Raw genomic sequence first — 14,030 nt, 5'->3', positions numbered from 1 at the left:
AAGGTGCTAGGGTTTAGAACGCCTCTTGAGGTAAAATCTAGCTTCGGGTGCGTTGCACTTCAATGTTGAATCCAAGAAACATAAAATCAACTTAAATCAAAACATCGTTAAGTGAGTGCGTTATGCAAGCTGTACAAGTTAAAGTCTTAAACCCTAAAATCACCGAAGACAAAGCGTTTTCTCTTCCTACTCGCGCCACTGATGGCAGTGCCGGCATTGATTTACGCGCTTGTATCGATGAACCTTTGACGATTAAAGCGGGTGCAACGCATTTAATAGGTACAGGTCTTGCCGTTTATATTCAAGACCCTAATTATGCCGGAATGATTTTGCCGCGCTCAGGTCTAGGTCACAAGCACGGTATCGTCTTGGGTAATTTGGTCGGCTTGATTGATGCGGATTATCAAGGTGAGCTGATGGTTAGCATTTGGAATCGCAGCAACGAAGACTTTGTGCTCAATCCAGCAGAGCGTATGGCGCAATATGTCGTCGTACCCGTTGCCCGTCCTGAGTTTGAAGTGGTGTCTGAATTTAGTGACGAAAGCGCGCGCGGTGCGGGTGGTTTTGGACATTCTGGTCGTCAGTAGCATTGAATATAAGCATTAAGCATTATTGGATTTTCATTTAGCATCAATCGCAGCAATAAAAATAATCAGCGATTTTTTGTTTCACCACTAGCCCATTTATTACGACTATAAGGAGAGTAAGCGATGCCGTCTTTTGCTGCGCAGCACTCCTTATTTCGTGCTTATGATATTCGCGGCGACGAGCAGTACTTTACGCCAGATTTTATAAAGGCTTTGGGCAGCGCCTTTGTACGACTTTATAAAAGCTACCATGCTGCCAAACATGGCAAGCTCATTGCTAATGGCGATACTGCTAACAGCGATATTTGTAAAAGCCATGCTAAACCGCATCATACACCAAAAGAAACCACGGTCATCATCGGCTATGATGTACGCTGCGATAGCGATAGCATGGCTCAGGCATTAGCGGCCAGCCTGCAAGAGCAAGGCCTGCAAGTGATTAATTTAGGCTTGGTCACTACACCGATGATGGCATTTTGGACTGAGCAATACGACGGTCATGGCATCATGGTCACCGCCAGTCACTCTGCCAAAGGCATTTTGGGTATCAAGTGGCTGGTTGGCAACGCCTCTCCTAGTGCCGAAGATATTCAGTTGCTTTATCAAGATTTGACAGCGTTTGCGGCTAACCAACGCAACAATCAAAATGACAATAACAGTGACAATGGCAATGACAGCCCTAAACTCTCAAATGCATGCCACAGTGATGACGCTACAGCACCGTCGATATTATCCGTTATAGGCTTGCCCACTGATATTGTGGCAGCGCCTTATATTGATGCCATTGCCGATGTATTTATCAATATTTATCCCGATCAAAGCCTATCTGCTAGCAACAAACGAACCTTTAAAAAACTTGATCTAACCATCGTTATTGATTGTATGCATGGGGCGACCAGTAGAATCGCCCTACCGTTATTCACGACCTTCTGTCAGCGCGTTATCATCATCAATGACACGCCTGATGGTAGCTTTCCTATGGGCAACCCTGACCCTACTGAGCCGAATCGATTGGCCGAACTGCAACAAACCGTCATCGTAAATACTGCCGATATTGGTCTGGCATTCGATGGCGATGGCGATCGATTAATGATTGTCGACAACAGCGGTAAAGTGATTATGCCTGACCATCTACTGTATTTGCTCGCCTCAGTTGCCATTAGCGAGCGTCCAGAACCGTGGCAGGCTGATACCGTGAGCCCGCAAGTACTGTTTGATATTAAATGCTCACACCATCTGCCTATGCTCTTAAGCGACTTGGGGGCGACTCCCATTCTAAGCAAAACCGGCAGTAGCTTAATGCGGCAACAGCTGCGGGTCGATGACAGTCAAATCCTATTCGCAGGCGAGTTATCTGGACATTTTATTTTTAACGACGGTTATTTTACTGCTTATGATGATGCGATGTACGCCGGCTTACGGCTGCTGCATTGGCTGGTATATACAGCGGCGCTTGCTGATAACGCATCAGCCGCCGTTGGTCTATGGGGCGAAGCCATTGAGACCTCCCGCCCTCCTCGGTTGACTGATATCACCCGTCAATTACCGACGTTGGTCAGTACAGCGGATCATTATTTACCTTTACCCAATAGCGCGTCTCTACAATGCCCAATCGTGCAACAGTTAGCAGAATTTTGTTATTATCTACAACGTTTGGTTACGCCGCCTTTTGATGACGTCGACAATACCTTGGCTGCGGCTCATGGCTCATCATCATGCTCTTGTGTGTCGAGTGTCGAGCATACGACCTTAGCCCAAGCCAAGCAATTGTTACCGAGTGGCACTCGGCTGACCTGTATTGATGGCGTACGCTTAGATTTCGCTCATGGTTTTGGCGTATTGCGCCAATCAAACACCAGTCATCATTTGACCGTGCGCTTTGCTGGCGACAGCTTAGCGGATTTAAAAGACATACAAGCACGCTTCGTCGCGCTCTGCCGTCCCTTTGATAAAAATTTGGCAGCGCAGATTGCAGACCTTATTTCTGAATAACCAGCCTTTTAAACCCATATCTTTTAGGAGTTAGTCATGACGCTTAATCTGGATGAAGCCAAAATCACCGCTGAAGTACTAACCACAGCGCTGCCCTATATTCAACGCTTTGTTGATAAGCTCATCGTGGTCAAATACGGCGGCAACGCTATGACAGACCCCGCGCTAGAAAGCTCATTTGCCCGCGATATTGTCTTGCTAAAAACGGTTGGTATGCACCCTGTCGTCGTACACGGCGGTGGTCCGCAAGTAGATAATCTGCTAAAAGAACTAGGGCGCCAGTCGGATCGTATCGACGGTATGCGCGTGACTGACAAGAGCACCATGGATATCGTCGAGATGGTACTAGGCGGCGGCGTCAATAAATCTATCGTCAGCTTAATTAATAAACATGGTGGTAGCGCTATTGGACTTACCGGTAAAGACGCCAACTTAATCTTAGCCAAAAAGCTAATGATGGAAAAAATTGGTGCAGATGGTGTTGCGGTGCCCGTTGATTTAGGTTTTGTTGGTGATGTGGTCAGCGTCAATAAAGACGTGATTAATATGCTTATCTCCTCCAACTTTATCCCTGTTATCGCGCCGCTTGGTGTTGATAGCGAAGGCAATACCTACAATATCAACGCTGATTTGGTCGCGGGAAAAGTCGCTGAATTTTTGCAAGCTGAAAAGCTCATGCTCCTAACCAATATCAAAGGGGTATTGGGACGCGACGGTGAAGTCGTGACTGGACTTACGCCAAAGAAAGTCGATGGTCTTATTGAAGATGGCATTATCTCAGGTGGTATGATTCCTAAGATTCAATGCGCGCTTGACGCAGTACGTAGCGGCGTAAAAAGCGCGGTTATCGTCGATGGTCGTGTCCCGCATGCCACGCTGTTAGAGATTTTTACTAACGAAGGTGTTGGTACGCTGATTAGTCGTGAAATCGATGCTGCCATGAGCTAGCGATAAGCTCTCAAATTCAAATATGAAAAATCCCGAACCTAGTCATTGCTAAGTTCGGGATTTTTTGCACTTGACCAAAATTTCCTTTACGAAAAGTTCATATCGAATGCTTCTTCATCAAAACCGCACAATAAGACCGCCTGATCCTTATTCTTAAGCTGACCTTCGACGATGGGACGTTTAATCATGCTGGTATTTTCGACAAGTAAATCAATGGCATTAGTTACATTAGTATCAGCGGCTTGCTTTTGCTCATCGGTGAGCTTACGCCATGTGGTGCCGCGCTTGTTTAATACTTTATCAATGCCAAGCTCGTTGACCCAACGCTGAAGCGTTTCTTTATCGATACCTTGTTTTTTATAATCATGAAAATCATAGCTGATGCCTAGCTCATCGAGCTTAGTAAAAGCCTTTTTCATCGTGCTACAAGATTTAATACCGTAAATAGTGATGGTCATAATTAATCCTTAAGGGGTTATATTTAGCGCGTACTTTTATTTAATCATAAAAAATAGATAGAAAACTATACAAAGAAAAATCAAGGCTAACAATAACCACTGCACTCTTGGAGTGATCAGTTTAATTCTTTCCATTCCTATAGGCCCATAATGTATAGCGGAACGGCCTTCAGAGGCAAGTTGCACTAAATGCACCACTTCCACTTCATTCAAGATGGCATCTTTATATCTCATAGACCTTATGGGGTATTGTATAATTTTGCCTTGTTTAGGTTGAATCATTAATAGCCAAATTTCGTGGCGCTTGATGACTCGACAATCGATACCTATACACTCAACATCCTGCCACAACAAATATCTCTGTTGTGGTCGGCGCAAGACTTGTAAAATCGTTATCCCTTTATCTGTAATTTGAAAAACGGGCTTACCAGTAATAAAGGCAAATAATACCGTGAATACCGCAACAGCTATCAAAATTATTGATAACCACATCACTATAATGAAAAACCAACCTTCATCTTTTGCGATGGGTAGCCCATAATAATACAGCGGAAAAATTAACAAACCTAAAGCCAAAATCGACAGCATGTGTTTGTTCGATAAATACAAATCAATAGGATACTTTAGTACCTGACCTTTCTTTAGTTTTTGCATGCCGAGCCTTACTGTGGATTCATAAGTTGTTATATACTTCTTAATACTGCTCTATTATTACGTTGCCCCATCGCATTTTTTGCCGATTTGCGCTATTCTAGCGTATCTAATTTCTTATCAAAATATTCAATCTAGAGCCGACTATGAGCAATACTGTGACATCTGATCAATCAGAAAATAATTATTATAACCCACAAGCTATTGAAGCCGCACAACAAGCCAAATGGGCAACGGATAAGCGCTTTGAAGTCAGCAATGAGCCAAGCGACAAGCCAAGTCGTTATATGCTGTCGATGTTCCCTTACCCAAGCGGCAAGCTGCACATGGGTCACGTGCGCAACTATACTATCTCAGATGTGCTGAGCCGTTACTATCGCCTTAAGGGCTATGAAGTCATGCAGCCAATGGGCTGGGATGGTTTTGGCCTGCCCGCTGAAAACGCTGCGATTGCCAATCAGACGCCACCTGCTAAATGGACGTTTGCCAATATCGACAGCATGCGCGCGCAGCTAAAATTGCTAGGTTTGTCTATCGATTGGTCACGTGAATTTGCCACTTGTAGCCCTGAGTATTATCAGTGGGAGCAGTGGTTGTTTTTACAGTTATACAAAAAAGGCTTGGTCTATAAGAAGCTGGCGACGGTCAATTGGGATCCGATTGATAATACGGTTTTAGCCAATGAGCAAGTCATTGACGGTAAAGGTTGGCGTAGTGGCGCGGCGGTCGAAAAGCGCGACATTCCGATGTATTACTTTAATATCACTGATTATGCTGACGAATTGCTTGACGATTTGGATCAATTAGAAGGTCACTGGCCATCAGAAGTACTGACCATGCAGCGCAATTGGATTGGTCGTAGCGCAGGTATGGAAGTGCATTTCCCTTATGAGCTTGCTGGCGAAACCAATACCCTAGATGTATTCACGACGCGTCCTGACACCTTGATGGGCGTCACTTATGTGGCGGTTGCTGCTGAGCACCCATTGGCACAGTACGCCGCTGAGCATGATGAGGCGATTGCCCAGTTTAATGCGCTGTGTAAAAAAGGCTCAGTGGCAGAAGCCGATCTAGCCAAAGCTGAAAAAATCGGTATGGATACCGGTCTTACCGTGACGCATCCACTGACCGGCGAAGAAGTACCCGTATGGGTCGCCAACTATGTGCTCATGAGCTACGGCTCTGGCGCAGTTATGGCAGTACCGGCACATGACGAGCGCGATTATGAATTTGCCGTTAAGTACAAGCTACCAATTAAACAAGTTATCGATATCCCTGCTGGGTATTTTGATGAGTTAGAAGCAGACGCAAAGGCGAACGATGCTGAGATTAATCTTGCCTATACTGAGCGCAATATTTTGGTCAATTCAGGTGAATTTGATGGCTTAGACTTTGAGCAAGCGTTTGAGGCTATGTTAGCCAAACTTGAGCCACAAGAACTGGCTAAGAAAAAAATCCAATACCGTCTCCGTGATTGGGGTGTTTCTCGCCAGCGTTATTGGGGCTGCCCTATTCCAATGGTCAACTGTGAGCATTGCGGTACCGTACCTGTTGAAGAGCAAGATTTGCCCGTTGTCTTGCCGACTGACGTCGTTCCTGATGGTCGCGGTAATCCACTCAAAAACATTCCAGAGTTTGTGAATACCACTTGCCCGAAATGTGGCAACCCTGCTGAACGTGAGACTGACACCTTTGATACCTTTGTGGAGTCAAGCTGGTACTATGCGCGTTTTGCCAGTCCGAATGATGCACAGAACATGGTCAACAAGTCTGCCGCCAATAAATGGCTACCTGTCGATCAATATGTTGGCGGTGTAGAGCACGCCGTCATGCATCTGCTTTATGCACGCTTCTTCCATAAGCTTATGCGCGATGAGTCACTGGTGTCAGGCGATGAACCATTTGCCAATCTTATGACCCAAGGTATGGTGCTTGCCGGTACTTTTTACCGTCTTAATGCCGATGGCAGCACGACGTATTACTTCGCAGAAGACATCGATATCGACTACAACGAGCGTGGTCAACCGATTAAAGCGATTTTAAAAGCTGATGGACAGCCAGTAACCATTGGCAAAATCGAAAAAATGTCTAAGTCCAAAAACAACGGTGTTGATCCACAGATCACTATTGATAAATACGGCGCTGATACCGTTCGTCTCTATACCCTATTTACCGCGCCTGCCGATCAGACGCTAGAATGGTCAGATGACGCGCTAAAAGGCCCTTATAATTTTGTTAAAAAAGTATGGCGTATTGCTACTGAGCATATGCAAGCGCTCACTGAAGCAAACCTAAGCCTTGAGACACTCAATAATGTCGCCTTGAAAACTGATGGCTTAAGCAAAGAAGCGAAAAATTTACGCCGTAAAACTCATGAGACCATTGCCAAGATCGATAGTGACTTGGGTGATCGTCTGGCGCTAAACACGCCCGTATCAAGTTTGATGGAGCTGGCCAACGAGCTGACTGGCTTTAAAGCAAATAGTGAGCAAGACCTACAAGTGCAGCATGAAGCGTTGATTGATCTGCTTATTATGCTATCAGTCTACGCGCCACACGCGGGCGAGCACTTACTTGAGCAGTTAGGGCTGGATACCCTTACCCTGAGCTACCCAGCCGTCGATGAAAGTGCCTTAGTACAAGACATGATCACGATGGTGGTACAGGTCAACGGCAAAATGCGCGGTAAGATGGATGTCGCGCCGAACAGCGACCCTGAACAGCTAAAGGCGCAAGCGCGTGCGATAGAAAGCGTGGCGAAATTCCTAACGGGTGACATCAAAAAAGAAATCGTCGTGCCGAATAAACTGGTCAATATCGTGGTGGCAGGCTAAACTTTTTTAAACGTAGTGTTTTAAGCCTTTTTATCAACATAAGGATAGCGATTATGTCTTGTAAGCAGCGAGCTGTGCAGTCATCTCAAACGAAATTAAGCAAGCCAAGTGGACAATGCAATATGGCAAAAAAGTCTAATGCACAGAAGCTAGCGACAGCATTACTCGCAAGCTTGCCACTGCTTTCTGTACTGGGAGCCACAGCGGCTCTTAGTGGCTGCGGCTTTCAGCTAAGAGGTTATGGCACACCGATGCTATTTGATGTGGCCAAAACAGCCATCATCATCGAAGACAATCGCACCTCCTTTCCACTAAAGTTACCGTTGTCACGACGCCTAGAAGCCTTGGGCGTCGATGTTATCGATAATATGACCTTGGTCGATATTACCAATAACAATAAAAACGCGACGGCGGAACCCATTGCTGCGATTAGCGTCAAAAATATGCGCTTTAAGCGTTATGAATTGGTCGGTGTTTTAACAGAAATCCGCTTGGTATTGTCAGCAGATGTCAGCTACCAAACCCTACAAAATGGCAAAGTGGTGACACTAACCAACCCTATCCAAGTCGAGCGCAGTTACCAGTATAATGAGGCATCGGTCAGTACCGATGACCAACAAGGCGATCAAATTCGTGACTGGCTCTATGACAGTTTGGCACGCCGTATCACTGATCAATATGTTGCCATTGCATTGCCTAGAGTCACCCCTGCCAATGCCAATAAAACGGCACAAACAGGCTCAGCGTCTACGGCTGTTATCGTTCCAAGCACACCAACCCCTTAATGGTTAGCGTAAGGTATTCTGTCCATCCATTCTCATAAACCTGTGTCCTCATTAGTCTATGCAAGAGTCTTTTATACAAGCCTATCCCAAACTACTACAGTCATCCGTGGCCGTAGCTGGTTTGTGGCTGGCACATGGAGATGAGCCGTTATTGAGTCAGTGGCTGATCGATGCCTTGCGTCCGCATTGGCGTGCGCAGAATTACGCGATTAAACGTATAGAGCTGGTGTCGATTAAGAGCTGGCAAGAAGTACTCTCAGAGCTTGGTAGCCAGTCTTTATTTGATGATGCCAGCGCCTTGATCGTAACCGGTAATCATAAACCTGATAAAGCCGTTATCGCTGAGCTTGAGCGCTTTGCTGTCGAGGCACAAACAGGGGCGCACAGTCATAGCTTATTATGGTTAACGCCCAAGCAAGACAAACGCGCGCAAAGCAGCAAGTGGTTTGCGCCATTTGCGCAATACGGTCACATCATTGACTGCAATTTATACAACGAACAGCAACGTCAGCAGCTGTTGCAGATTCAAGCCCAGCAATTTGGACTCAAGCTGTCGCAAGAAGCGTGGCAACTGCTCATGTCGCACACCGAGCATCACCTGCTAAGTGCTTATCAAACCTTGTGGCGGCTGTCTTATCTATTTGCACCGCAGTTGGATGCTAGTAGTCATGACGCAACTCACGAAGGCAATAATCAGTCTACAACGACCGCGCCAAACGTAGCATTAGACATCAAAGATCTTCAGGCCGCCTTGGTCAGCGACGCTCAATTCAGCGTCTTTGATTTATCTGATGCAATGCTGGCAGGCAATAGCGCACAAGTGGCAAAAATCATTTTTCAGCTGCAAGCCACTGATGAGCCGACGACCTTGGTACTGTGGGCAATCAGTAAAGATATGCGCCAAATTATACAATTAATGGATGGCCAAGACCCGCAAGCACTGGGTATTTGGCGTAGCAAACAAGCTCTCTATCAACAAGCGTGCCGCCGCCAAACGACAGCGCAAACGGCTGAATGGCCTGCCCTGCTATATCGTTGTGACCAAGCGATTAAAGGTCTCATTCGACAGCCGGCGTGGGAGTTGTTATTGCAGGCTGCACTTGAATTAACAGGTAAGCGCTTGTTTGCTGCGCAATAAATTTCAGTCACTATTGTTATTGATGTGATGCAGCCATTCCCTGTCAAAAATAGCGTCAGTAATGACTTCTAACAAACTTTCTATGCTCTCCGATGCCTTCTGCTGCCCTCTATAGTTTTCAGATATATCTACTTTTGCAATTCCCCTCCTATTTTTTCTCTATTCCCACCATGTTCAAAAACTACCTTAACGTTTCGCAAACTAATTGCCATTCCCTTTTGGTCGCCAAGCCTCTACTATAGCTACACTTGATTTAACTGTGATTGGATTGTTGTCATGCGCAAAATGAGCAAAAAGTCTGCTATTAAATGGGGCGTCATTGCCCTTATCATCGTAGCTTTAGGGGCTTTAGCCTACAAAACCTTTAAACCAAAAGACACCACACCCAACTATCTAACGGCGACCGCTGAGATTGGCGATATCGAAAATAACGTCATGGCATCGGGTAAAGTAAAGGCATTAAATACCGTCGATGTTGGGGCGCAGGTATCTGGTGAAGTAACGCGGCTGTTTGTCGACGTCGGTGATGAAGTCAAAAAAGGCGATTTAATTGCGCAGATTTATCAGGTGACGCAAAAGAATAATTTAAGTAATGAGCAAGCGAGCCTCGAGCAAAGTGAAGCGGCGTTACAAAGCGCGCGTGCCGAGTCGCTAAGCCGTCAAGCGAGTCTAAAAAGTGCGCAAGCGGATCTTGCCAGCCGTCAAGCTGAATTAAAGCAAGCACAAGCAGATTTCTCACGCTTGCAAGGTTTACTGGCTATCGATGCCATATCACAGCAAGATTACGATACGCAAGCGACCAAAGTTGCCACCGCACAAGCATCAGTCGCCAATGCCCGCGCTGCTATCGATACCGCAAAAGCAGCGATTGCAACAACTGAGGCCAATATCAACAGCCAACAGGCAGCATTACGTAAATCTCAAACCAACGTTAGCACTGCGCAGGAAGATTTAAGCTATACCACCATCCGTGCGCCGATGTCAGGAACAGTGGTATCGGTGACCACTGAGCAAGGGACGACGGTCAACGCCAATCAGACTGCGCCAACCATCGTTACCTTAGCGGATTTATCCACCGTGCGTATTAACGCGCAAATCTCTGAAGCGGACGTTATTAATGTCCAAGCGGGTTTGCCCGTCTACTTTAATATCATTGGTAATCCTGATCAAAAATTTGACTCTGTCCTCAAGGCGATTGAACCCGCCCCTGAGAGTATCAGTGACACCAGCTCAACGGACGCGGCTATTTATTATGTCGGTTATATTGAAGTGCCCAATACCGATCGCCGTTTCCGTATCGACATGACCGCGCAGGTTTATATCGTTATTGATCAAGCAAAAAATACGCTACTTATCCCCTCTGCGGCCCTGCAACCTGCTGGCGATACTAAAAATACCAAAAGCAGAAATGAGGATCCGAACGTAAAAACATCCAAGGTTCGCGTGCTAAAAGCGGATGGTCAAGTCGTCGAGCAAATAGTGAAGACTGGTATTAACAACCGCGTGAATGTTCAGATTTTGAGTGGTCTTAATAAAGGCGATGAAGTCATCTTAAGCGAAGAAGGTCCCGCAAAAGCAAATGCCCGAGGCGGACGTCCGTTTTAATGCCTAGCACTAAAATTGGCGTACCATCTGCACAGATACATCGCTCAGCAAACATCGCCCAGCAGATAAGTTTTTGAAATTGATTCATATTAGCAGTATTGATATAGGTAGCATTCTAGATGAATAGTGGCAACCCCAACCCTAATATCGCAGCAGACGTCCCATTGATGCAGGTCAAAGGGCTGATAAAAGAGTTTAAAGCGGGTGAACAAACCATTCGTGTGCTTCATGATATCGATCTGACTATCAATCAAGGTGAGATGGTGGCCATCATTGGTCAATCGGGTTCGGGTAAGTCGACCCTGATGAACATCTTAGGCTGCTTGGATCAAGCCAGTGCTGGCGAATACAAAATATTTGGCAAACCCGTTGACCGCCTAGAAGCCGATGAGTTGGCCAAACTGCGCCGCGAGCACTTTGGCTTTATTTTTCAACGTTATCATTTACTCGGCGATATCAGCGCGCGCGATAACGTCTCGGTGCCTGCAGTATATGCAGGGATGGATGGGCAAGCCCGTAACGAGCGAGCCGAGAAACTGCTAGCAGACTTGGGATTGGCAGATAAAGTCAATAATCGTCCTAATCAGCTGTCAGGCGGACAACAGCAGCGTGTTTCTATCGCTCGGGCACTGATGAATGGCGGCGACATTATTTTAGCGGATGAGCCAACTGGGGCACTCGATAGTAAGTCTGGCGACGATGTGATGCAGATATTGTATGAGTTAAATGCCCAAGGCCATACTATTATCATGGTCACGCATGATCCCAACCTTGCGGCACAAGCCGAGCGGGTAATTGAGCTCAAAGACGGTTATGTGATTGCTGACTATGAAAATGAGCGCTACCAGCGAACAGAGGTAAAACCTGAGCCTATTTTAGACAAACATCGAAAGAGTACCTTTAGCAGCTTTATCGACCGTATATTTGAAGCGTTTAAGATGTCATTACTGGCCATGCGTGCTCATAAAATGCGCACCTTACTGACGATGCTAGGCATTATTATTGGTATCGCCTCAGTCGTATCAGTCGTCGGTCTCGGTAAAGGCTCACAGGCGCAGATCCTCTCCAATATTAGCTCTCTTGGCACCAATACTATTACCGTCTCTGACGGCTATCCTTATGGCGATCCCAGACGGCAATACAATGATGACAATTTAACGCCAGAAGACGCCCAAGCGGTCGCTGATCAGCCCTATGTCGTTAGTGTGAGCCCGCAGCTCGATACCAATATTAATGTGCGTTATCGCAGCGTCCAGGAGGCGGCTAGCGTTAGTGGTGTGGGTAAAGACTATCTTGATGTCAGTGGCGAAACACTGGTTCAGGGTCAAGGTTTTGATGAGGACAGCATCTTACGCCGTACTCAAGACATTATCATCGACAACAACGCCAAAAATACCTTTTTTCCGGACAACCCCAACCCCATCGGTGAAGTCATGCTGATAGGTAGCGTACCAGGGCGAGTCATTGGCGTCTTAGCCCCCAACTCTAGCGGCTTCGGCAGAGGTTCTGTCGATACGCCTACGCTATATATGCCCTATACCACGATGATGTCGCGACTTATCGGTAGTGCCTATATTGAAAATTTTGTCGCCCTCATTGATGATAATATCTCATCGGCCGCTGCAGAATCAGCCATTTCCGAACTGATGGAAAGTCGCCATGGTACCGATGACTTTCGCATACGCAACTCAGACTCGATTCGCCAAACCATCGAATCGACCACCACTGCCATGACCTTACTGATTTCATCAATCGCTATTATTTCACTAGTTGTTGGTGGTATCGGGGTGATGAATATCATGCTGGTGTCGGTCACTGAACGCACCAATGAGATTGGGGTACGTATGGCGGTCGGTGCTCGTCAAAACGACATTATGCAGCAGTTTTTAATCGAGGCCGTACTGGTCTGTATTCTAGGCGGACTACTTGGTATTGGGCTGGCATTTGCGATTGGTGAGGTCATTAACCGCGTTGGTGGCGATAGCTTTAAAGTCATTTATTCATCCACCTCTATCATTGCCGCCTTTTTGTGCTCGACGCTGATTGGTGTTATCTTCGGTTTCTTGCCTGCACGCAATGCGGCCAGACTGGATCCTGTAGAAGCGCTGTCTAGAGATTAAACGGATAGATAATTGCTAAATAGTGAACGAACGATTAAATCAGACGCTACCTTATAGTCGTTCCACTATAGAATAAACACAGTGCTACTGGGATGGATTTTTCATAGCATCGAAACTGCGCAGGCACAGCAAGCAAAGAAAATTTATACCAGTAGCACGCTATAATACTTGTACTCATCTTATTTGGGACTAACTGTATTTATTCAGTCAGTTATCTTAGCTAACTGACCTTCTAAAATTGCCCTTCTAAAATTGCATTTACTCGTGAATATAATAAAAATACCCATTGTTTTGCCTCAATTACACTTTTTTTGTTCTACGGGGTTGTAATTGTCTTAATAATATATATAATGTGCTCTCACGTTTAGAGATACAAATAATCTAAACGAGTAAACGAGCTTATTGTCTCTTTTGATATTGATTCAAGAATAGATAAAGAAGTTAAGCTTATAGATATTTTTAATGTCTAGTTTTAATAAATATCCCTTTAAGGGAATTTATCTTGCAGTAAATGCAAACCTAGTTTGGATACTGAGTTTTTAGAACTTACGAAAATGTAAATTCTCTTGCGCTCAGACGAAGCAGTGTTTCGTGTTATCCTCGCTCAGGGCCGATAGCTCAGTTGGTAGAGCAGTTGACTTTTAATCAATTGGTCCCGCGTTCGAGTCGCGGTCGGCCCACCATCTTTAGTATGATTCTTATCATGTATGCTACCCTATTCGGTAGTAGCGTTATAAGTTTAAAGACATTGTTTTTGATGTCTAGTTTTAATAAATTTCCCTTTAAGGAAATTTATCTTGCGAAGCTAAAATTGTCATGCAATTTTTTAACGCTTCTCAGGGCCGATAGCTCAGTTGGTAGAGCAGTTGACTTTTAATCAATTGGTCCCGCGTTCGAGTCGCGGTCGGCCCA

10 protein-coding genes and 2 tRNA genes are annotated in these 14,030 nt (G+C 45.7%); 10 read left to right on the top strand and 2 right to left on the bottom strand.

The genetic code is table 11. From position 1 onward, the window contains the following. The first annotated feature begins 122 nt into the window (after positions 1-122). The 3 genes from dut (at position 123) to argB (ending at position 3,527) form a co-directional block, all read left to right on the top strand. A complete protein-coding gene (dut, locus tag AAEY80_RS13670; RefSeq protein WP_201566347.1) occupies positions 123-587 on the top strand; it encodes a dUTP diphosphatase in 465 nt (154 codons plus the stop codon). A gap of 123 nt (positions 588-710) precedes the next feature. Then, the gene (locus AAEY80_RS13665; RefSeq protein ID WP_201566346.1) at positions 711-2,579 is read left to right on the top strand and encodes a phosphohexomutase domain-containing protein; all 1,869 of its coding nucleotides are present in this window, start codon (positions 711-713) and stop codon (positions 2,577-2,579) included. Between the two features lie 36 nt (positions 2,580-2,615). Beyond that, complete coding sequence (argB, locus tag AAEY80_RS13660) at positions 2,616-3,527, top strand: acetylglutamate kinase (RefSeq protein ID WP_201566345.1); 912 nt, start codon at positions 2,616-2,618, stop codon at positions 3,525-3,527. 86 nt (positions 3,528-3,613) lie between these two features. On the opposite strand, the gene AAEY80_RS13655 is transcribed toward argB, so the two are convergent. Together AAEY80_RS13655 and AAEY80_RS13650 are read right to left on the bottom strand one after the other, a co-directional pair. After that, positions 3,614-3,985 (bottom strand): arsenate reductase, encoded by a 372-nt coding sequence (locus AAEY80_RS13655; protein ID WP_025653085.1) that lies wholly within the window; start codon positions 3,983-3,985, stop codon positions 3,614-3,616. Positions 3,986-4,021: 36 nt separating this feature from the next. Beyond that, positions 4,022-4,639, bottom strand: a complete 618-nt coding sequence (locus tag AAEY80_RS13650) for a hypothetical protein (protein WP_025653084.1) — start codon at positions 4,637-4,639, stop codon at positions 4,022-4,024. Positions 4,640-4,782: 143 nt separating this feature from the next. Here AAEY80_RS13650 and leuS point away from each other — a divergent pair, with 143 nt between their 5' ends. The 7 genes from leuS (at position 4,783) to AAEY80_RS13615 (ending at position 14,030) form a co-directional block, all read left to right on the top strand. Continuing rightward, complete coding sequence (leuS, locus tag AAEY80_RS13645) at positions 4,783-7,470, top strand: leucine--tRNA ligase (protein WP_025653083.1); 2,688 nt, start codon at positions 4,783-4,785, stop codon at positions 7,468-7,470. A 122-nt stretch (positions 7,471-7,592) separates the two neighbouring features. Continuing rightward, positions 7,593-8,255, top strand: coding sequence for an LPS-assembly lipoprotein LptE (locus AAEY80_RS13640; RefSeq protein ID WP_025653082.1), 663 nt, complete (start codon positions 7,593-7,595; stop codon positions 8,253-8,255). A 58-nt stretch (positions 8,256-8,313) separates the two neighbouring features. Beyond that, a complete protein-coding gene (gene holA, locus AAEY80_RS13635; RefSeq protein WP_201582263.1) occupies positions 8,314-9,393 on the top strand; it encodes a DNA polymerase III subunit delta in 1,080 nt (359 codons plus the stop codon). 276 nt (positions 9,394-9,669) lie between these two features. Further along, the gene (locus tag AAEY80_RS13630; protein WP_350588479.1) at positions 9,670-10,998 is read left to right on the top strand and encodes an efflux RND transporter periplasmic adaptor subunit; all 1,329 of its coding nucleotides are present in this window, start codon (positions 9,670-9,672) and stop codon (positions 10,996-10,998) included. A 119-nt stretch (positions 10,999-11,117) separates the two neighbouring features. After that, positions 11,118-13,118: a MacB family efflux pump subunit gene (locus AAEY80_RS13625; protein WP_350588478.1), complete on the top strand. Its 2,001-nt coding sequence runs from the start codon at positions 11,118-11,120 to the stop codon at positions 13,116-13,118. A gap of 607 nt (positions 13,119-13,725) precedes the next feature. Next, positions 13,726-13,801 (top strand) — tRNA-Lys (locus AAEY80_RS13620). 156 nt (positions 13,802-13,957) lie between these two features. Further along, positions 13,958-14,030 (top strand) — tRNA-Lys (locus tag AAEY80_RS13615).

It is taken from the genome of Psychrobacter sp. 78a-MNA-CIBAN-0178 (genome assembly GCF_040309625.1).
GTDB lineage: Bacteria > Pseudomonadota > Gammaproteobacteria > Pseudomonadales > Moraxellaceae > Psychrobacter > Psychrobacter okhotskensis.
This window is presented reverse-complemented; position numbering and strand designations above follow the sequence as displayed.